Origin of the sequence: Halorussus halobius, from assembly GCF_004765805.1 — an archaeon.
In the GTDB taxonomy this organism is placed as follows: Archaea; Halobacteriota; Halobacteria; order Halobacteriales; family Haladaptataceae; genus Halorussus; species Halorussus halobius.
Window position 1 is genome coordinate 472,798 of record NZ_ML219773.1, and the last position, 21,349, is coordinate 494,146.

At 71.0% G+C, this 21,349-nt stretch carries 12 protein-coding genes; 2 read left to right on the forward strand and 10 right to left on the reverse strand.

The genetic code is table 11. The annotated features are described in order from the left end of the window. The first annotated feature begins 8 nt into the window (after window positions 1-8). Both EPL03_RS02410 and EPL03_RS02415 read left to right on the forward strand, forming a co-directional pair. Window positions 9-1,775, forward strand: coding sequence for an ATP-binding protein (locus EPL03_RS02410; RefSeq protein ID WP_135827742.1), 1,767 nt, complete (start codon window positions 9-11; stop codon window positions 1,773-1,775). Continuing rightward, window positions 1,772-5,080 carry an outer membrane protein assembly factor BamB family protein gene (locus EPL03_RS02415; protein ID WP_135827743.1) on the forward strand — a complete coding sequence of 1,103 codons (3,309 nt, stop codon included), beginning with the start codon at window positions 1,772-1,774 and terminating at the stop codon, window positions 5,078-5,080. Before EPL03_RS02410 ends, EPL03_RS02415 begins: the two co-directional genes overlap by 4 nt. A 543-nt stretch (window positions 5,081-5,623) precedes the next feature. On the opposite strand, the gene EPL03_RS02420 is transcribed toward EPL03_RS02415, so the two are convergent. The 10 genes from EPL03_RS02420 to EPL03_RS02465 all read right to left on the reverse strand — a co-directional run bounded on the left by EPL03_RS02420 (window position 5,624) and on the right by EPL03_RS02465 (window position 21,337). After that, window positions 5,624-8,317, reverse strand: a complete 2,694-nt coding sequence (locus tag EPL03_RS02420; RefSeq protein ID WP_135827744.1) for a COG1361 family protein — start codon at window positions 8,315-8,317, stop codon at window positions 5,624-5,626. Then, complete coding sequence (locus EPL03_RS02425) at window positions 8,310-9,332, reverse strand: hypothetical protein (RefSeq protein ID WP_135827745.1); 1,023 nt, start codon at window positions 9,330-9,332, stop codon at window positions 8,310-8,312. Before EPL03_RS02425 ends, EPL03_RS02420 begins: the two co-directional genes overlap by 8 nt. 2 nt (window positions 9,333-9,334) lie before the next feature. Beyond that, window positions 9,335-12,160, reverse strand: a complete 2,826-nt coding sequence (locus EPL03_RS02430; RefSeq protein ID WP_135827746.1) for a collagen binding domain-containing protein — start codon at window positions 12,158-12,160, stop codon at window positions 9,335-9,337. Between the two features lie 2 nt (window positions 12,161-12,162). Next, window positions 12,163-13,374 carry an FtsZ/tubulin family protein gene (locus EPL03_RS02435; RefSeq protein WP_135827747.1) on the reverse strand — a complete coding sequence of 404 codons (1,212 nt, stop codon included), beginning with the start codon at window positions 13,372-13,374 and terminating at the stop codon, window positions 12,163-12,165. A 1-nt stretch (window position 13,375) separates the two neighbouring features. After that, window positions 13,376-15,430 carry a hypothetical protein gene (locus EPL03_RS02440; protein ID WP_135827748.1) on the reverse strand — a complete coding sequence of 685 codons (2,055 nt, stop codon included), beginning with the start codon at window positions 15,428-15,430 and terminating at the stop codon, window positions 13,376-13,378. A 44-nt stretch (window positions 15,431-15,474) separates the two neighbouring features. Continuing rightward, window positions 15,475-16,569 (reverse strand): hypothetical protein, encoded by a 1,095-nt coding sequence (locus tag EPL03_RS02445; protein ID WP_135827749.1) that lies wholly within the window; start codon window positions 16,567-16,569, stop codon window positions 15,475-15,477. After that, a complete protein-coding gene (locus EPL03_RS02450; RefSeq protein WP_135827750.1) occupies window positions 16,566-16,832 on the reverse strand; it encodes a sugar porter family MFS transporter in 267 nt (88 codons plus the stop codon). The genes EPL03_RS02445 and EPL03_RS02450 overlap by 4 nt, the downstream gene beginning before the upstream one ends. Further along, window positions 16,829-18,034 carry an FtsZ/tubulin family protein gene (locus EPL03_RS02455; protein ID WP_135827751.1) on the reverse strand — a complete coding sequence of 402 codons (1,206 nt, stop codon included), beginning with the start codon at window positions 18,032-18,034 and terminating at the stop codon, window positions 16,829-16,831. The genes EPL03_RS02450 and EPL03_RS02455 overlap by 4 nt, the downstream gene beginning before the upstream one ends. A gap of 89 nt (window positions 18,035-18,123) precedes the next feature. Beyond that, on the reverse strand, window positions 18,124-19,671 hold the full coding sequence (locus EPL03_RS20595; RefSeq protein WP_168216164.1) for a hypothetical protein: 1,548 nt from the start codon (window positions 19,669-19,671) through the stop codon (window positions 18,124-18,126). Window positions 19,672-19,675: 4 nt separating this feature from the next. After that, window positions 19,676-21,337, reverse strand: coding sequence for an FtsZ/tubulin family protein (locus EPL03_RS02465; RefSeq protein ID WP_135827752.1), 1,662 nt, complete (start codon window positions 21,335-21,337; stop codon window positions 19,676-19,678). Window positions 21,338-21,349 lie beyond the last annotated feature (12 nt).

Genomic DNA, 21,349 nt, shown 5'->3' on the forward strand with positions numbered 1-21,349 from the left:
CACAAACGATGAGCAAGACTAACCTACAACCGCTAACCAACGAGAGCCAGCCGACCTCGCACGTCAAGATCGGCGAGAGTCGCGTCGACGGGTCGAACGTGGTCCGACTCGAACACCGGGGAACGAGCGCGTTCTTCTACGCCAAGCCGGTCGAGGACTTCGTCGGGGGCATCGGCAACAAGGTCAAGTTCCACGACAACGTCGCCAAGCTGTTCGGCGGCATCGACTTCTCGTCGCCGTTCTACGTCGACACGCAGGTCAGCAAGCGCGACGTCGAGACCTGCCGGAGCGTCGAACTCCACGTCCGGGGCGCGCCCGAGGCGAAGATAGAGTCGTTCATGCGCGACAGCGAGTACCTCGTCCACAGCATCGAGGAGGTCATCAGCAACGGCGACGACCTCGTCCCGGTCGAGGTGTACTCGATGGAGCCGTCGGGCTATCGCACGCTCCGGGTCACGCCCGAGACCGACATCGAGTTCGTCTCCCGGACCGACGTCGAGGACCGCTCGCCCGCCAATCCCGGCGGCTCGGGCGGTCGCGGCGGCGAGGGCGACGGACAGGGCGGCGGGGGCGGCGGCGGCGAGGACGACGTCGACATCGACGTGACGCCCAAGAAGCCGACCAAGAGCTTCGAGGAGGACGTCGCCGGGCTCGACACCGTCAAGCGGACCGCCCGGACCATGCTGGCGATGTTCGACCCCGACAAGCAGAGCGAGGTCAAAGAGCGGTACGGCGAGGAGTTCGCCTCCCGGGGCGGGAGCATGATGCTGTACGGGCCGCCGGGGTGTGGCAAGACGCTGGTCTCGGAGGCCATCGCCCACGAGGCCAAAGAGGAGACCGACATCGAGGCCGAGTACGGCGACGTGAAGTTCCTCTCGGTCAAGGGCGGGGACGTGATGTCCCGGTATCCCGGCGAGTCCGAGCGCCGCATCGAGGCCGTCTTCGACCAGGCCCACCGGACCGCCCAGGACGGGTTCGCGGTGCTGTTTTTCGACGAGGTCGAGACCCTCATCCCCGACCGGAGCGACGACGACCTCCAGCGCCACGAGCGGTCGCTCACCAACGCCTTCCTCCAGGAGATGAACGACGTCGAGGACAACCTGCTGGTCATCGGGGCGACCAACATGCCCTTTACCATCGACCCGGCCGCGACCCGACGCTTCCCCATCCAGCAGTTCATCCCCCAGCCCGACGCCGAGGTGATGGCCCAGGTCTGGGAGGTCAACCTCAAGCACCTGCCCAACGCCGACGAGATAGATTTCCACCGACTCGGCGAGGCGTCGGTGGGCTACACGCCGGCCGAGATCGCCGACCGCGTGCTGGGCAGCGACCTCCAGCGCGAGTTCGTCGAGAGCGTGGTCAAGCCCGACCGGGACCCCATCGAGCCCGACACGGAGTTCCTGCTGGACTGGCTGAACGACACCGAGCCCAAGACCGTCCGCCAGTACGTCTCCAGCGTGCGCGAACAGCTCGACGACCTCGAAGGCTACCCCAAGATGAAAGAGTACGTCGAGGAGCAGGCCGAGGAACACGGCATCTCGCTGGGCATGGGCGGCGGCGGGCTCGGCGACCTGCTCTCGTCGGCCGCCGGCGACGGCGACGATGACACCGATGGCGGGGACGGCGATACCGTCGACGTCGGGGACGGCGATGCCGGCCCGGCCGGCGACGCCGCGAGCGGTGACGAGAGCGCGCCCAACGACGCCGACGACGGGCGGGCCGGCCAGAGCGCGCTCCCGGGCGGTCCATCCGAGAGCGGGGGTGTCGACCCGTGAGCGACCCCGGCCCCGCCGGCGAGTACGCGCCGACCGAGTCGTTCGAGTCCGGCCCGGTCACCGCGAAGGCGGCCGACGACGAGCGGGTCGTCCTCGGCACCGAGGTCGGCACGGTCGAGATCGTCGAGGCCGACGGCCGCACCACGGTCGAGTTCGACGCCCCCGTCGACGACCTCGCGGTCGGCAAGCGGGTGTACGCGCTGGCCGACGGCGCGGTAACGGCGCTCTCGACCGCCGGCACGCGGGTCTGGTCGGTCGAACTCCCCGCGGCGCGCGAGCTCGCGGCCCTGCCCGAGGCCGACGTGTTGGGCGTCGTCACCGCCGACGACGAACTGGTCGGCTTCGACGGCGAGACCGGCGGCGAGGAGTTCCGCGTCGACCGCCCGCACGCCGACGTGACCGACGACCCGGGGTTCTTCGGGACCGACGGCGCGTTCGTGCTGGTGGCGTGGTCGTTCCTCGCGGTCCGAAACCTCGACGGGAGCGAGCGCTTCGACGAGAACCTCGACGGCGCGATAGAGTCGGCCGGCATCGTCGACGACACCGTCGTCGCGTCGCTCAAGGACGAGCGCGTGGTCGGCGTGAACGCCATGACGGGCGAGCGTCAGTGGGAGCGCGAACTCGCGGTCACCGACCTGCCCGACCGGGGCGACGAGGCGCTACTGTTCACGGCCGACGGCCAACTGGTGTCGCTCGCGCCCGACGGCAGCTACGACACGGTGGCCGACCTGCCCAGCGGCGACGTCTACCCCACCAGCGACGGCGGGCTGTTCTGCGCGGTCAGCGACGGCACGGTCGCGGTGTACTGCGCGACCGGTGACCCGACCGAGGCGCTTTCGGTGTCGGTCGACGAGGACCTCGTGCCCGGCGGGACCGACGCCGTGGAACTGGCCGTCGAGAACGCTGGCGAGCGCCCGGTCGCGGCCACGCTCGGCGTCGAGGGCGAGGGGGTCGCGCTCCGGGCCGACGACTGGGCGGTCGACCTCGCGCCAGGCGAGTCGGCCACCCGCTCGCTGGGCGTCGAGTCGGTGTCGGCCGGCGACACCGCCGCCATCGCGGTCACGGCCGGCGGCGACCATCTGGCGTCGCTGTCGCTCCCGGTGGTCGACGCGCCGGGCGGCGCGCTCGACGCCGACGCCGAACTCGACGCGGTCCTCGACGGGGCGGCCTCGCTGACGGTCGTCGTCGAGAACGCGGGCGACGCGCCCGCGACCGACGTGTCGGTCTCGCCCGGCGACGCCGGCGTCGGCAGGCTGGTCCCCGGCGAGACCGCGACGGTCGCGGTCGAGACGCCGTTCGACGCGGGCTCGGACGTTCCGGTTTCGGTCAGGGCCGCCGACGCCCGGGCCGACGCCGACGTCCCGCTGCCGGCCCCGGTCTGTGACCTCTCGGTCGAGGCGACCGACGACGGCTTCGTGGACGTGGTCGTCGAGAACCCGACCGACGCGACGCTGGCCGACGACCTCGCGGTCGACGGCGACCCGTTCGACGCGCCGGTCGAGCGCCGGGTCGAACTCGGGCCGGGCGGCCGGTTCGTCCTCGCGCTCAGGCCCGACCGGCGGCCGAGCGAGGCCGACGTGGACGTCGGGCTCGCGGGGCTGGGAGTCGGCGAGACCGTCCGGCTCGACGGGCTGGCCGCGCGCGGTCGGCGCGACCCCCAGCGGCGCGACTCCCGGCGGCGAGACCCCGACCGCCGCGAGCGCGGTCGGGAGCCGCGGCCCGAGGGTCGCCGCGACGCCGGCCGACGGGACGACGCCCGACCTAGACGGGACGAGGACGCCGACTACCGCCCCAGGCGAGACGATTCCCGCCGTGACGAGCGCCGCCCCCGTGACGAGCGTCCGCCCCGACGCGATTCCGGCCGCCGCGACGCCGCCCGTCGCGGGGACGGCCGGGCCGACCGCCCGCCCCGAGACGGGGCGGAGCCGCCACGCGAGGAGCCCGCCCCGCCCCGCCGCGACCGCGACGACCCGCCCCGGCGAGGGCGAAACGACCCGCCCCGCCGCGACCGCGAGGGCGATGGTCGACGCGACGCCGGGGCGCGACGACCCGACGAGGACTCGACCGGGCGCGCGTCGACCGAGCCGTCCGCCCGGCGCGACCCCGAGGACTCGACCGCCCGAGCCGACGACGGTACCGGTTCGGCGGGCGCTGGCGCGGGGGCCGTCGGCGGAACTGCCGGCGGGGGCGACGCCGAGAGCGGTTCGGCCGACGCTGCGCTCGGGGGTGCGACCCGCGGTTCGGGGTCGTCGTCCGCGTCGGCCCACCCGTCGGGCGGTTCGGGGTCGTCGTCCGGCGCACGCCTCTCGGCCGACCGGACGCTGGAGGACGACAGCCCCGAGCGCACGCAGGGGGTCCGCGAGCGCGTCACGGTGACCAACGAGAGCGAGGCGGTCGCCGAGGACGTGGCGGTGTCGTTCCCCGACGGGGCGGCCCCGCTGGGCGACCTCGCGCCCGACGAGTCGGCCACGGTCGAGCGCCACCACGCGTTCGCCGACACCGGGACGGTCGAGCTCCCGGCCGGGACGGTCGCGGTTGCCGACGCCGCGGAGGTCCGGCTCGACGAGCGCCGCCTGACGGTCTCGCCGGCCGAGTTCGCGGTCGACGCCGCGGTCGAGGGCGACGACGACGGCCACCGGGTCCGCCTCGAACTCGCGAACCACCGGGACGCGGCGCTCGTCGTCGACCGCATCGGCGTGCGCGAGGTCGGCGTCTGGGACACCGACCTCCGGGTGCCGGCCGGTGAGACGGTCGAGTGGACCCGTCGGGTCGCCGCCCCGGACGTCGCCGCGGACGCGGTGGAGGCGGCCGTCGAGTACGCCTTCGAGGACCGCGACCCCGGCCAGTGGGGCACCCTCGCGCGGATTCCGGACGCCGACGAGGCCGACCCCGACGGACCCGACGCGCTCTCGGTCGAGGTCGGGGAGGAGACCCGGGTTTCGGGCGGCTACGGTAGCGTCGTCCTCGTGGTCGAGAACGCCGCCAGTTCGCCCGTCGAGGACGTCGCGGTCGAGGCCGGCGGCGAGGACGTGAGCGAGTTGATGTACGGCGGCGGCGAGTCCGGCCTCGAACTGGCCCCCGGCGAGACGGTCACCCACTTCGTGGACGTCGAGACCGAGGGCGACGCGACCGTCCCGGTGACGCTCTCGGTGGGCGACGAGTCCGACGAACTCACGCTCTCCGGCCCGGCCCCGGCCGACGAGGCCGACTGGTCGGCCGGCGCGCTGGCCGCGTGGCAGGTCGAGCGCGAGGGCGAGACCGGCGGGGACGACGCGCGCGTCGCGTCGGCGTTCGAGCCGGTCTGAACGTCGATTCGGGGTCCCGATTCTGCTTCGGTCGACTTCTCGCGGCGAGTGGCGGCGAGCGTCGTGGCTCGTGTTAGCGACGTGTGTGGGTTCGCGGTGGCGGCGTGTGGGCTCGCGGTGGCGGCGTGTGGGTTCGCGGTGGCGGTGCGGTTGCGGTAGACTCCTAGGCCTCGGCAATAACTAGCTCGACGTCACAGAACCAGGAGTCGTTGCCGCTACTCCGGAGAGCCCACCTCACAGAATCAGGAGTCTTGCCGCCACTCCGGGGCGAGCCCACCTCACAGAACCCGGAGGTGACTGCGGCGAGCAGCTAGCTATCGCCGAGGCATATGAGTAACCGCACCGCAACCGCACGCACCGCGACCGCTCCGCACCGCGGCCGCCCCACGCAGCACTGCAGATCGCATCACGCCCCGCACCGCGACTGCCCCACGCAGCACTGCAGATTGCACCGCGACCGCACCTCGAAGTCAGGCCCTCGCGGAACTCGATGGTCTCCGAAAGTCGTCGTCCCGAAACCCGCACCGAAAGAAGCGACCCGTCCTACGACGCTACGAGGAAGTCACCGCTGACCGCCTCGCGGGCGTCCCGGACGTAGGCGTAGGTGTTCCGGCCGAGGTAGCCCAGCAGCCCGAGGAACACCAGTGCGTAGGCCGCCGTCGAGCCGTACATCGAGTAGCGCGCGAACTGGAAGCGGCTGGCGGCGGTCTGTCGTTCGTCGGCGACCGCCTGGGCCTCCTCGCCCGCACCGGCGGTCTCGAACGACTCGCTCGCGTCGTCGTAGGTCGCCAGCGTCTCGGCCGACTGCTGCTCGAAGGCGTCCCACTTCGCGGGGTTGAGCATCAGCGGCTGGCCGAGGACGACCGTCAGCATCGACTCGTCCATCTCCTCGCGGAGCTGGCGGGCCGTCTGGCGCTCCTCGTTGCCCTGCTCGACCGTCGCGGTGTAGTTCTCGAACGCCGCCGACGACCGCTCGCGGAGCCGCTCGGCGCGCTGGTCCTCGCCCTGCAGCGACGCGAGTTGGGCGAGCTGGCGGTTGGTCTGGGCGCGCTCGATCATCGTGACGTTCCCGGAGTCGAGCCGGTCCTCGTAGTAGCTGCGCTGCTGGTCGACGAGGGTGCTCACGCGCTCGTCGGCCGCCGACCGGGACTCGGCGGCGGTCGACCGGAGCCCGTCGTCTTCGAGGCTCGAGACGTAGCTGTCCATCAGGTTGTACGTCGCGGCCGCGCTCACGACCTCGTTCTGGGCCGCCTCGTTGCCCTCCGATTCCATGGTCGCGGAGGCGTTCTCGACCGACTCGATGAACAACAGCGTGGCCCGACTCGCCGCGATGCTGGTGGTGAGGTCGCCCCGCGAGACGTTGCCGCCCTCCCGGAGGCTGGTCTCCAGATCGGCCAGCGTCGTCGCCATCCCGCCGGCGGTGTCGGACTGCCAGCCGCCCGAATCGGCGTAGTTTTCGAGCGGGTTCCGGATGTCTTCGAGCGACACCGGCTCGGGCGTCGCGGTCACGGTGACGGTCCGCGAGTCGATTTCGTCGGCGTCGACCTCGTACTCCCACGTGTACTCGCGGTAGAGTTCGGCCGACGTGTCGAACTGGAGCGCGACGACGAACGGCGCTGCGTCGCCGGCCGCCAACTGTTCGGGCGGGCGGTCGACGACCGTGAGCCACTGGTCGGGGCCCGAGACCTTCGATATCGTCAGGCCGGTCACGTCCTGGTACTCCAGGGCCTCGGCCACGTCGGTACTCTGCGTCCGGTTCTCGGTGATTATCACGTCGCCGTACGACAGCGCGGTCTGCTCTATCGACAGCTCGACGTCGTGGGTGATCTCGACGTCGCTGGTCACCGACTCCGACCCGTCCTCCTCGGACCTGACGTCGACCGACACCGAGTAGCTCCCCTCGGGCGTGTCGGGGTCGGCGGCGACCTCCACGGTCACCTCGCCGCTGCTCTGGCCGTCTATCTGCTGGTCGTAGTCCGTGACGGTCGCCGACACCTGATTGCTGTCGGTGCCGGCGCTCGCGCCGATCACGTTCATCGTCTGGTCGCCGTCGTTGGGTACGTCCACGGTGACCGTCTCGGTGTGCGAGGTCACCTGCGACCGGGGCTCGTCGAACACCATCGAGGAGTCCGACATCGAGAGGTCGCCGAACCGGGGCGGGTAGATGACCCGGCCGGTGAACTCGACGCTCTGGCCGACGCCGTCCTCGTCCACGGGTCGGAGGTCGACGGTCCAGTCGAGCTGGCTGTGTTGCCCGGCGTCGTCGTTGACGTCGATGGTCACCTCGGCGGTCGAACTCCCGCCGGCCTCCGTGGTCAGGTAGCGCAGGTTGTCGAAGCTTATCGACCCGTGCTGGTCCGACCCCGTCACCTCGGAGTAGACGCCGTCGATGCCGTTGAACCCGCCCTGCTCGCTGACGGTGAACTCCGCCGACTGCTGGCTGCCGACCAGCACGTTGCCGAGGTCGACCTCGCCGTCGTCGCCCGCGCTCAGCACGGGGGCCTTCGAGACGCTCACCTCGACGGGCACGTCGAGGGTGTTGCCGAGGTTGTCCTCGACGGTCGCGGTGAACTCGTAGGTGCCCTCGTCGACGGAGTCCTGTGCCGTGACCTCCAGGGTGACGGTGCCGCTTCCGCCGGCCGATATCTCGTTCGGCAGCCCGGAGTAGTCGGCGCTGAACCCGCTCGGCACGCCGCTGAACGAGACGTCGGCGGGCAGCATCACGCCCTGCCCGTCGTTGGGCACGTCGACGTCCACCTCGGTCGACGCCTCGCCGCTCGACTCGAACACGAGGTCGACCTGCTGGTCCGAGACGAAGCCGAAGCTCGGGTCGGTAACGTCGATGGAGAGTTCTTGGTTCTCGGGATTGCTGCTGAACTGGTCCACCGTGTACACCGACGCGTCGCCCGCGCTCTCGGAGACGGTCGCCTCGTAGGTGACCTCGTAGGTCGTGCCGGCTTGGACCTGCCAGGAGTTGCCCGACCCGCTCTGGCCTCCGGCCTGCCAACTGTCGAACGCGAACGTGACGCCGTTGTCCGTCATCTGGTCGTTGACGGTCACCGTCTCGTTGACGTCGGCGGTGAACTCGTAGGTCAGCGTCTCGGTGACCGAGCCGCCGCTGTCGGCGATGGTCGCCCGACTGACCGTCGCGCTCGGGTCCGCCAGCGCCGTCCCGGCGACGCCGTGGAGTCCGACCAGCAGTACCACCGCGACCGTCGCGAACGTGCGCTTATCCATGGACTACCTCCCGGGACGTCACGATGTCGTCGATCTGCGAGTCCTCCACGTCGCGGGCCCAGGCCGCCAGCCGGTGGGCCACCAGCATGGCGACGAGAGCGACCGCGAGCGCGAACCCGAGCGAGAGCGCCGCGCTCGCGATGGCCAGCGACGTCACCGCGTCGCCCGACTGGTCCTGCAGCGAGGCGACCGTCTCGCTCCGGTCGGCGAGGCCGTGTTCGGCGGTCAGGTCGCCCGCCGTGGCGAGCCGGCCGTCGGTCTCGCGGGCGTCGCCGTACAGCCCGAACACCGAGGTCGTGTGGGTGGTGAGCGCGCTCACGGGCGACCCGCAGGCGTCGCCACACTCAGAGAGGAAGGTCTCGCCGGCCGCGACCGACTCGTTGAGCGTCTCGACGTCGGACTCGTAGGTCGACTGGAGGCGCTGGCGCTGGACCACGAGGTTCGAGTACTCCTGGACTGCGCCGCCGCGCTGGTAGGCGGTCGCGGCGCTGTCCATCAGCGAGAGCCGCTCGCGGGTGTCGTTGGTCGCCAGCGCCGACTCGTGGAGCGCCTCGCCCTGGTCCTGGTAGAACCGGTCGAGCGCGACGCCGGTCAGCGCGGCGTACTGGCTCCCGCCGGCCGACCGGAGGTCGTCCAGCAGCGTCGAGGTCTCGTTGGCGCGCTCGATGCTGGCGGCGCGCTCGCCGTTCTGGCTCAGCTGGTAGGCCTCGTCGAACGTCACCAGCGCGTCGTACACCAGCGCCATCCGTTCGGCCTTGTCGTCGCCGAACTCGCCGACCTGCACGGCCGAGACGGCCTGCGCGCGCACGACCTCGAACTCGCTGTACTCCTCGAACGCTTCCTGCCCTTCGAGCCCGCGGAACGCGTCGAGGAACTCGTCGGCCGTCTCCGGCGAGGAGTCCTCCTGGGCGGTCGCGGTCGTGGCTGCCGGGGCCACGACCGACAAGCAGATCAGCACCACCGCGAGCCCGCACCGGGCGTATCGCTTCGTCTCCGAGTCGTCTGTGCCTATCACGTTCAGAACACCGTCCGTTCCAGTCTGTCCCGCAGTTGGTCGTGGTCGAACAGCTCGTCCACCGCGTCGAGCAGGCCGCCGGCCGCGAACGCGACCGCCGCCCCGCGAACCGAGTCGTCGCCCTGCTCCTCGTTGACGAACGACTTCACCCTGTCCCACAGCTCGCGGGCCGGGGAGACGCTCGCGAGGTCGGACCGCTCGTCGTTGATGCGGTCGTCGACCGACCGGAGCTGGGTCAGCACCGTCTGGCGCTGGTTCTTGCGGTCGTCGTCGAGCAGTTCGAACAGCGTCTCGACGTCGTAGCCGCCCTCCCACTCGACCCGGTGGTCGGGCATGTCCACGCACGCCCCGAACAGGTCGGAGTTGCGCTTGGTCGTCATCGCCTCGTTCACCAGTTCGGCCGCCGACTCGGCGGCGTCGAGCAGCGCGTCGGCCACCGCGTCCGGGTCGGCGTCCGCGCGGGCGAACCGATGGCCCTCGCGGGGGAGCCGCTCGACCGTCTCCAGCAGGCCGGTCACGACGCTGCCGTAGTAGCGCTGGATGGCGACGTCCCGGCCCGAGATCGAGACCAGCTCGTCGACCTCCTGGCGCACCGAGCTGATGCGGTCGCGCTGGTTGCGGCTCAGGCCGAACTCGAAGCTCGCGTCCAGCGTCTCCCGGGCGACTCGACCGTCGCGGATACGAGCGCGTTGGGTGTCGACGACGAAGGCGTTCCCGCCGCTGGGAATCGTCACCTCGACCTCGTACTCGCCGACGAGCAGGTCCTCGAAGCTGGCGACGCCGTCGCCGTCGGTCTCGCCCGTTTGTCGACTCGCGCCGAGCGCCTCGACGGCTTCGCCCACGGGGTCGACCGCGACCGGCAGTCCGGCGACCGGCGACCCCTCGACGGTCGCGGTCACGTCCAGGTCGCCGGTCAGCGGGCTGAGCGTCAGCGCCGCCGACGCGTCGCCGCTGGCGACCGACGCGGTCGCGGCGTCGCCGTCGTACTTCTCGTGGTCGGCCTCGACCGCGACCTCGTCGGCGGCCAGCGGCACGTCGAAGGTGACCTCGCCGCCCGCGTCGGTCCGGCCGCTTCGCTCCCGGCCCTCGTCGGGGGTGGCGGTCACTGCGACGTCCGACAGCGGGTCGCCGTCGTCGTCCCGAACCGTCACGGTCGCCTGCCTGGGGCCGAGTTCGACCCGCTGTCTGCTGTCGCCTTTGACGTTCACTCGCATCTGCTCGGACGCGCCGTGGCTCGCGACCTCGACGTTCCACTTGCCGCGGGCCAGCGTCAGCGTCCCCTGGCCGTTCGTCAGCGTCTCGGTGACCTCGCCTCGTGGGCTGCTGTTCTGGAAGGCCGCGTTGTTGGCCTTCCGGGTAGCCCGAACTTCGGCCGAGACGGTCGAGCCGGTGGCGGCGTCCTCGACCCGAATCGTCGCGTCGTGGGTCCGCGGACTCGACCCGCCGGTTCCGGTGTTGCCTTGCTGTCCCGACGGCGTGGACGGCTCGCTTCTGGACCGGAGGACGACGAACGCGATGCCGCCGAACACGACGCTCGCGGCGACGCCCGCGCCGACGAGGACGACCGGGTCCTGGTCGAGGACGCCCCCGCCGGACTCGTCGTCGGTGCCCCCGGTCGACTCGTTGGTCTCCGCCGCGTAGGTCAGCGAGTCGACGCTCGAATCGTTGGCAGAGCCGTTGCCCGCCACCTCGGCCCGGACGACCTGCTCGCCGGTGACGACGAGCCGGTAGCTCGCGTTCTCGTTGAGCCGGTAGTCGGTCGAACTCAGGTTCACCGTGCCGTCCTCGACCGGGACCGAGGCGTCGACGTACCGGCTGCTGTTCGCCAGCCAGACGGTCGTCGCGTTCGTCGACAGCGACGAGCCGGCGAGGTCGACCGCGGTCCCGTTGGCGGTCACGGTGGCGTTCGCGACCGCCGCGTCGGCGCGCTCGTAGGGCACGTCCTCGAACACCGCGCTCCCGTTCCGGTAAATCGAGACCGCGAGTTCGTCCGCGCTCGCCAGCGCCTCGTCGCTGACGGTCACCGCGCCGTCGCTGGCCGTGGCGGTGGCGGCGAAGGTCGCGTTGGTCGCGGGCTCGGTCGCCACGAGGTCGTAGTCGACGCCGTCGGCGAGCAGGAGGCTGGCGACCCGCAGCGTCCGGTCGTCGACCCGCTCGACCGCGGTCGAAGCGTCGGTCAGCGCCCGGAGGTCCAGGTCGGTTTCGTTGGCGTTCGCGGCCGACAGCCCCACGCCTTGCGAGGGCGGCAGGTCGACCTGCGCGGCGTCGAGCGTGACCGAGAGGGTGGCTGCGCTGGTGGCACCGTACTGGACGGTGGCCTCGGCGACGGGCGCGCCGTCCCCGGCGAGGGTCGCCTCGACCGTGCTGCCGTTCGTGTAGCCCAGCGCCCGCTGGACGGGCACCTGAATCGTGTCCCCGGAGACGCTGGCGTCGCCGCCGCCGAACGTCAGCGACCGGAGGTCGACGCCCTCGGTGACTGCGGTCCCGTTGTCGGGTTCGACGGTGACCGACGCGTTCGACATATCGCTTTTCGGAACCGCGAGGTCGGCGACCGACACGGTGTACGTGGTCTCGTTGCCGTCGCTCCCGTCCGGGGACAACTGCTCGGTTTTGCCGGGATTGGCCTTGACGGTGACGTTGCGGTCGTCGCCGTCGAAGTGGCCGTCGCCCAGCGTTATCTCGACCTCGTCGCCATTGCGCTGGACGTGGTCGGAGCCGCCGTGCGCCGCGCCGATGCCCGCGACGCCGGCGACGACCGAGAGGGCGAGCAGGCCGACCGCCAGCAGCGCCCCGAGGCGTTCGCGTCGGTGTGCGCGCGTGTCCGCCATTGCTACCCCTCGTTGATTTCCATGTACTCGGTCAGGTTGTCCTCGATGCGTCGGAGTTCGTCCGACGGCAGGCGGGCGTTGCCAAGCGACCGCCCGGACTGGAGGCTGTCCTTGTACTCCTCGAACTCGTCCCACGAGTGGTCGACCAGGGGGTCGAGGTCGAACCCGCCCAGCAACAACAGGACGTCGACCTCCTCGCCGCGCTCCTGCTTGGGCGTGAGGCTGGTCATGCCGGACGCCCCCACGAGCCCGTGCTCGCGCTTCCACTGGTTGAACGCGTTCTGGACGTCGGGCTCGGTCACCTCGCCGCTGTCTATCATGTGCTGGGGCGCGCGGACGATGGCGTACGTGACCCGCGAGGTGCCGACGTCCATCGGGACGAAGGCGTTCTCGGCGGCCTTGTCGAACATGTACTCCAGCTCGAACATCTGGCCGTTCATCCCGGTCGAGACCGCGGGCGTGAAGTGGTACGCGCCGATCTGCGAGGGGACGGTCACGTAGTCCTGGACGTCGATGACGCCGCGGGTCTCCCGGCCCGCGCCGATCATCAGGTCGATGGCCGAGATTATCTGCTCGTTGACCTCGTCGAAGTCGGTGCCCGAGGTCTCGTCGTCGCTCAGGTGGGAGTTGGCCGCCAGCAACACCATGTCGGCGTTCTGGCTCCCGTCGGGCGACCGGAGCAGTCGCGAGAGGCCACACACCGCGTTGAACTGGCGCTGTGGTGCCTCGTAGTAGTAGGGCCAGACGCCGAACGCGGTGTGGATGGTGCTGTCCATCCACGGCTCGTGCTGGTCGGTGTCGAGGCCGCTCTTGAACTGGTCGATGACGTACGGCACCGAGCCGTTCCCGGTGCCCCCGCCCAGCGTCGCCGCGTGGAGGAACGCCTCGGCGTGACCCGCCATGTCCGAGAACTTCCCGACGATGCGGTCGAGGTCCTCGCGGGCGGCCTCCATGCCGGTGACGAAGAAGTTGCCAGCGCCCTGCTGGGAGCCGAACTCGAGCGCGTGGCGCTCGGGCGTGTCGCCCTCGCCGAAGTTCGACTCCATGCGGCTGATTGTGTTTCTGATGTCCGCGCGGTTCGTGTTCATCACGAGGATGCGGTCGTCGATGCCGGGGTTGTCCGACCGGGTGAAGAACTGCGAGGCGATGCGTCCGCCTCCCTCGCCCGACGCGACGACCGCCCATCTCGTGTAGGTGTCTGCCTGTTGTGACATGTTATGCTCGCCTCGTGAGTCCGGCCGCGTCGGCGTCCACCGCGTCGGCGAACTCGGACTCGATCACTGCGTCCCGGACGACGTCGTCCGGGAGGGGTGCCGACAGGAAGCGGTCCCTGAGGTCGTCGTACGACATCCGCTCGCCGTCGTCGAGGTTGTGCTGGACGACCATCTCGACTTCCTGCGTCAACTGTGCCCGGTCGTAGGCCACCACACCGTCGGCGTCGGTCCGGGTGACCGACAGGTCCGCCTCCTCGGCCCAGAGCGCGAGCAGGCAGGGGACGTAGTCGTCGGTGACGGGGTAGTCCATCGACGCCGACAGGTAGCCGTCGGCGTCGTACCGGTCGCGGAGGTCGTCGCGGAGCTCGGGCAGGTACTCCCGGATGTCGTCCTCGACGCCCGCACACACCTGCTCGCGCAGCCCGACCTGCGCCATCGTGAGTTCGACCCGCGCGTCGTCCTCGACGGTGACGGTCTCCTCGGGCGTCCGGTAGTCGTCGGGGTCCGGGTCGGCCCGGACGGTGTACTCGCCGCGGGGCACGTCCGCGAAGGTGACCTCCTCGGCGAGGTGGGTTCGGACGTGCTCGCTCTCGCCGTACGCGGTCCCCTCGATTTCGATGGCGACGCCGCGCTTGGGGCCGCCCTCGTCGAACTGGGCGAACACCGTCACGTCGTAGGACTCGCCCTCGCCCGCGACCACCAGCGCCGGGCCGTCGGGGTCGTAGGTGGCCTCGGGGTTGCTCCGGGCGTACAGCTCCATGAACGCGCCGGCCTCCTTGACCGGCAGGTCGTCCGCGGTCACCTCGGCGGTGGCGCGCAACTCGTCGTCGATGACGTCCTCGATGTCGCCGTACGACCGCGCGACCGACGCCTTCTCGTCCAGGTCGTCGAGCGCGCCCGACAGGTCCCCGACCGCGCCGGTCCAGGTCAGCCGGAACTCGTCGAGGTCGTCGGCCCGCCGGAGCCGGGCCGCGTACTCCTCGTCGGCGGCCGACGGCCAGTCGTAGTAGTCGGCGGGCACGTCGGCCTGCCCCAGCGCCGACAGGTCGGCCTCGAGGTCGTCTTCCATCTGCTCGACCATCTCGACGCACGCCTCCTGAAGGTCCTCGCGGTGGTGCCGGAGGTCGCTCACGTCCAGCGCCGAGTCGAGCCGCGCCATCGCGGCGTCGACCTCCTCGACGCGCTCGACGTGGCGGTTGGCGACGTACTCGGCGACCACCGACGACCGGACGGCCTCCAGCAGGTTCTCGACCGCCTCGCGGTCGGCCTCGAACCGGCTCGACAGGTCGCCTTCGAGCGCGGCCTGCGCGTCGAGCACCGCGTCGACCGCGCCGGCGTAGTCGTCGTTGCCGGCGCGGGACTCGGCGTCGTCGAGCAGGTCGGACACGCGGTCGTCGTCGACCGGCGCGTCCACGTCCGACAGCAGCACCTCCACCTCGTCGCGGGCCGACGCGACGACGTCGGCCGCGTCCGAGCGGTGGCGCTCCAGCACGTCTTCGAGCGCCTCGACGCCGCGGGCGTCGTCGGCCGCGCTCTGGCCCTGCCACGTCCCGACGGTCGCGAGGTCGGCGTCCGCGAGCCGGTCGAGCTGCTCGCGGGTCCGTCGGAGCTCGTCGCGCACGAACGTCTCGAACGACTCGACCAGCACGTCGTCGAGGTCGTCTATCTCCGAGCGAATCCGCTCGAGGTCCTGGATGTCCGACGACCCGAGTCGCTTGGTCGAGTAGCTGCCGGTGTCGGCGTCGAAGTCGACGCCCTGCGAGCCGAGGTCGTCGGCGATGCGCTCGACGTTCGACTCCACGTCGTCGGTGTTCCACGCCGGGTACTGGGCCCGGAGGCCGTCGAACCGCTCGTGGAACTCCCGGAGCGCGGTCGCCGTGTCGGTCGCCTGCTGTTTGGCGTAGTCGGACTCGCTCGTCCCCGGCCGGGAGACGACGCTCCGGACGTACACGCCGACGCCGACGACCAGCAGCGCCGGGATGCCGACCACGATGAAGCCGACGCCGAGTTCGGAACTCGTGAACAGGAACAGGCCGGTCCCGATAACCGCTGCCACGAGTACGATACCCCCGATTCCGAGTGCCGCTCTGTGTTCTCGCTTCATAGTATCCCTCCCAGTGCGCCGGGGTCGCCGACCGCGAACAGCGCCCCGACCGTCAGCACGAGCGCGACCGCCGCGAGGCCGACCGCTCGCGCGAGCACGCGCGGCGAGTAGTCGACCCTGGAGTTGACCTCGCGGTCGCGCCGGATGTCCTCGAGCTGGCTCGCGGTCAGCTTCCAGCCGGGCACCGCGCCCACCAGCAGGCCGACCAGCAGCGCGCCACCGAGGTTGAGTAGCGCGGTCGACCGGGCGTCGCCTGCTGCGGTTTCGAGCGCGGCGTGGTACCGCTCCATCGACGCCCGCGCGTCGGCCCGGGCCGCCTGCTCGTCGTCCTGCGCGGTCGAGAGCGCGGCCAGCGCGTTCGTCCGGCCGCTGGCCCGGAACGCCGTCTCGAACGTTCGGTTCTCGAGCGCGGCGCTCGCGTCGGCGAGCGCGGCCCGACCGTCGAGGACGGCCGTCACGTTCTCGTCGGTCCCGTTGACGTCGTCGACCTCGCCCGCATCGAGCGCGTCGGCCGACCGATTGAGGCGCTCGGTCGCGTTCGCGAGGTCGTCGAGCGCCGCGAGGTACTCCCGCTCGGCGGCCTCGTACTCGTCGGCCGCGCTGGCGTTCTCGAACCGAATCGTCGCGTTCGCGAGTTCGGACTCGACCGCCGGGGCGGTCTGGACCGCGACCACCGGCGCGTCGATGCTTTCTTTCTCGCCGACGAGGTCGAGCACGTCCACGGTGCCCTCGGCCTCGTCGGTCACCCGGACCGTCACGTGGGCGTCGGCCGACCCGAGCGCTTCGAGGCCGGGCTCCGAGGAGGCGTCGACCGTCCACTCGGACCCCTGGGTCGGCGCGAGGTCGCTGCCCTTGCACAGCGCCAGCCGGAAGGTCGTGCCCCGGTAGACCCGTTGCTCGTCGGTCAGCGTCCGGGCGTCGTCCGAGCCGGACGCGCCGGGGAGGTAGCCGACCAGTCGCTCGCCGTCGCCGCCCAGTCCACAGACGGTCTCCGCGTCGGGGTAGCTGGCGGCGCTCGCCGGCTGGACCGCCAGCGCGGGTCCGACGAGCAGCGCGGCCACGAACAGCCCGACGAGGAGTCGTCGGCTCATCCGTCACCTCCTCGGCCGACGTACGCCGCGACGCCGCCCGCCAGCAGCCCGACCGCCAGCCCCGCGCCGAGGCCCGCGATCCGGGGCGTCCACGGGTCGGTCGCCAGCGTCAGCGCGCTGTCGGTCGCGTCGGTCTGTTGGTCGATGCGGTCCTGAAGTTCGGACACCGCGGGGCCGTCCGCCCCGACCGCCGGGCCGGCAACGAGCGCGCCCACGACCGCCAGGACGGCCACAAGGCCTATGAGCGATTTCTTCCACGTCATATCGTCTGCCCGACCTCGCTCTCGGCCTCGTACTCGTCTGCGCGCTGTTCTATCTCGGTGATGCGGTCGACGTTCTCGCGCCGGTAGGTGAACAGCGACGTGAACGACGCGAGGTTCCGGCGGGTGAGCGCGACGCCGAGGTTGACCTCGGGACACTGGGCTTCGAGGAACCGGCGCATGGTCGAGGTCTCGATGCGCCGGCCCCCGCCGGAGATGTACTCGACCGGCGCGCGGACCAGCCCGATGGCTTTCTCGGCCTCCTCGGGCGAGACGCCCGAGAGCGTCTGCTTGCTCGCGGCCAGCCGCGAGAGCGCGCTGCTGTCGACGTTCTGGCTCCCGACGAACGGCAGCAGGTAGCCCAGAAGCGACTGGGTCATCGACACCGAGCGGCCGATGGTGGCGTAGCCCGGCCGGGAGTTGGTCCCCCGCGTGTCGAACGACAGCGACGTCACCACGTCCTGGAGGTCGACCACCGGCGGGTCCACGTCGTCGTACTCGCCGGGGTCGATGCGTTCGAGCGTCGACCCCGAGATGAGGTCGACCAGCCCCGAGGCCACGTACTCGTTGTACTCGGAGAACCGCCCCTCCGCGGCGTCCTCGTAGGCCAGCCGCTGGTTGTCCACGAGGACGATGCCGTCGACCGACTCCTCCAGTCGGTCGAGGCCGTAGACGGTGTTCCACGCCTGTCGACCGGCGCTTATCTTCTCGTCGTCTTCGGACACCGGCCCCTTCGTGTTGGGAAGCACCGCGACCGCGATTATCTGCGCCACGCCGTCCGTGTACGTCTTGATAGCGTCCGCGACGTGGGGAGCGATACCACATCCGGTCCCGCCGCCGAGCCCGAGGCAGACGAACGCGAACGGGATGTCTCCCGGCGTCCCGTCGGGTTCGTCGAAGTGGGTCGAGAGGGTGTCGAGCAGTTCCTCGCGGTTGTTCGACATCACCTCGTCGGCCTGCACCGGATTGCGACCGAAGCCGCCGGTCACCTGCTCCTCGAACCCCGGCGTACCCCGCTCGACGAGCCCGTGGCGCTCGGCGATGCCGTACTGGTTGGCTTCGTCGACGTTCGAGAGGTTACGGAGGTCCCGGATGGTCGAATTGAACACCAGCGGCGAGGCGGGCGTCGAGACGCGTCGGTGGCCGAACACGTCGTCCACGATTGCGCTTCCCGCCTGCCCCGTGCCAGCAAATACGTATACCATGTCGGTACGTCGGTCATTTATCCACAAAGCGGACACATATACCTAACGAAAGAACAAATTCTCACTCCTCAGGACAGTAAAAAAGTAATTCAGCCCCGGAGCTGTCGGAGCATCACGCTGTACTCGGTCCGCTCGTAGAGTTGTTCCACGTAGTCGAGCGTTTCGTCGGCAGCCTCGACGAGCCCGGTCGCCCGCGAGTCCTCGCCGCCGTCCGCGGCCCGCTCGGCGTCGGCCAGCAGGTCGTCGACCAGCGAGAGGAAGTGCAGCGGAATCGTGTGGTTGTGGTCGTGGCGGCCGTCCACGTACCGGTCCTCGAACTCGGTCCGGCGGTCCGCCACCGCGTCGGCGTCGGCCGGTCCGGAGCCCGTCCCTGTACTGGTCGCGCTCGGCGCGCCCGCCGCGCCCTCGTCGAGACGGGACACCAGCGTCCGGTCGTAGAATTCCAACTCCTCGCGAACCGCGTACGGGAACACGACGTTCGATTCGCTGGCGCGGTCGAGCGTCCCCCGAAGGTCCTCGATTCGCTCGTCGAGCGCGTCGGCGACCGGCCCCGACGCCGCGGCGAGGTCCGACTCCACGTCGTCCGCGAGCTCCCGGACGGCCTCCGGGTCGACGTCGTCCACGATGTCCTCGGTCGTGGGCGCGGTGTCGAGGTGGTCGACCGCCGTTTCGAGCGCCGCCCGGAGGTCGCCCATGCCGGGCTGGGAGAGCCGGTCGAGCAGTCGCTTGGCGACCGGGCTCTCGGGGCGGGCCTCCCGGCGGACCTCGGTGGCGACCGACGCGGCCTGCCCGCCCGACGACTCGCCGTCGGTGAACCCGAGTTCGTCGCGGTCGACCGCGTCGGCCAGCACGCCGAGCCGCTCGGCGGGCGGCCGGCCGCTGTCCGGGCTCACGTCCGGGTCGACCGCGTCGCTCGCGGCCGCGGTGAGCGAGTCGGCCGCCTCGACCAGCCGGTCGCGCTCGCTCTCGCGACGCTCGGCCGTCGAGTGGCCCGTCTCGGCCGCCTCGGCCAGCGCGACGACGTCGGCGGCCACCTCGGCGTCGAGGTGGGCGAGCTCGTCGCGGACCCGCCGGGCGTCGTTCGGCGTCACGTCGCCCGCTCCCGACACCGGCTGCAGCCCGCGTTCGAGCGCCTGTCGGTCGTCCAGCGCCTCGGTCGCGTCGGCCAGCGCGGCTTCGAGGTCGTCGGCGTCGGTTCGCTCGGGCGCGGCCAGCGCATCGAGGAGCTGGCGACCCGCCGGCGAGGACGGCGAGCGCTCGCGCTGGAGCCGGGTCGCCGCGCTCGCGACCGTCCCGCCGCCGTCGCCCGCGCTGCCGGGACCCATCGAGAGCTGTCCGCGCTCGACCGCCCGGGAGAGCGCCTCGGCCTTCTCGACGCTCGACGCGTCGGGCTCGGGCGGGCTCCGGAGGTGGCGGTCGAGGTCGGCGTCGGCCGCGAGGTCGTCGAGCGCGGCCTTGAGGTCGTCGAGCTTCCGGGCTATCGCGGCCGGGTCAGCGCGGGCGTCGAGCCGCTGGGCGATGCGGTCCAGCTCGTCCTCGTCGTCGTCCGAGCCGCCGAACAGGCCGAGGACGCCGACGCCCGCCAGCGTGGAGAGCGCCCCGAGCGCCGCCGGGCCGGGGAGAGCGAGTTCGAGCATCGGTCTACGCCATGTTCTCCCGGCCGAGACACGAGAACAGCGGGTCGACGAGGTGCCAGATGTCCCGGAGGCTCTCGGCCTGCCTGCTGTTGCCCTCCTCCTTGAGCTGTTTGGCGTGCTCGTACATCGCCTCCAGCGACGGCATCTTGGGGTTCCACAGCGTGCCCCAGAGGTAGACGTCGTCGAGGTACGGGATGACCATCTGGCTGATGTGGATGTCGATGGACTCCGCGCCGCTGACGTCGTCGACGTTGAGGAACTCCTCGCCGCCGATGATCTCCAGCAGCGTGTTGTCGTTGACGTACGGCGAGACGTGCTCCATCTTCTCCTCGGGGCCGTAGACGATGAACGTCCCGCCCCACGCCGTCGTCGGGTCGAAGTCCGACAGCTTGTTGTGGAACAGCGCGTTCCGGACCAGAATCTCCAGGCCGGACTTGTCCAGCCGGGCGTCCCGCGACCGGCCCAGTACGGGCGCGAGGATGACCGCCGGCGTGTACTCGCGGTCCATGTCGATGGGGTACTTGTCCTCGACCGGCCGGAAGCTGTCCGAGACGTCGAACACGTCGCCCTGAATCGACATGGTGGCGTTCTGGTCGACTATCTGGGGCGTCGAGGACATGGTGAACGCTTCGAGGAACGCGACGAGCGGCTTGTTGAGTTCGGTGTACTGGGGCGGGTTGTACTGCTCGATGCCCTCGATGCGGGGCTTGATGTCGCCCTGTACGTCCTGCAACCGCTCGTTGTTGAACGGGATGATTGCGTCGGCGGCCTGGGACATCCGGGCGAGCCCGACCGCGCCGTTGGTCCGGGCCCGACCGCCGAACTTGTCCTCGGCCGACGGGATGACGACCGAACTCAACAGCGCCTTGCCGATGACGTAGTCGTCCGACAGCACCTCCTCGCGGACGTGCTCGGCCAGCGCCGGCGTCGACCCGCAGCCGGTCCCCTTGGTGACGCTGTGAACGAACATGAGCGCCTGGGCGTCCCGGATGTCCGACGGGTCCATGTCCCACCGGTCGCGGAACGGGTTGCCGTCCTCGAAGTCGGCCCGGAGCACCTTCTCGCCGTTGTCCCACCGCCGGCCCATCCCCGAGTAGTCGTGTTTCCCCTGGCCGATGATGGCGTTCGACAGGAGTTCGAGCCGGCTGTACTCGTTGAGCTCCTGCGCGTAGTAGGTCTGTTCGAGCTCGGCGATGTTGGTGTTGAGCATGCCGTAGCCCGCCAGCCCGCCGCGCCACACCAGCGAGCGGTCCTCGTTGTTGCGCTCCAGCGTGTTCTTGCGCAGCAGGATGGCGTCCATGATGTTGTTGCCGGCTCCCCCGACGCCGACCATGAACCACTTCTTGCCGTAGGTGTCGTCGAGCAGGTCGGCGTCGGTCGAACTCCCGTCGTCGGCATCGACGCCGCCCGCTGCTCCCGTTCGGCCGGCGTCGGATGCGCCCGAGTCGCTCAGCGGGCCGGGGCCCGCTCTGGCGTCGGGCGCGTCGTCCGACCCGTCGTCGCCGAGGTCGGCCGGCTCGCCGCCCTCGAACAGTCGCTCGTGGCGGTCGCTGTACACCGCCCGGACCGACGTCTCGTCGTCGGCGTGCGAGCCGAGCAGGTGTTCGTCGAGGCTGTCCTCCGCCCATTCCGTCTCCGTCTCGAAACAGATTCTACACTTGGTCATGGTGATGTGTTC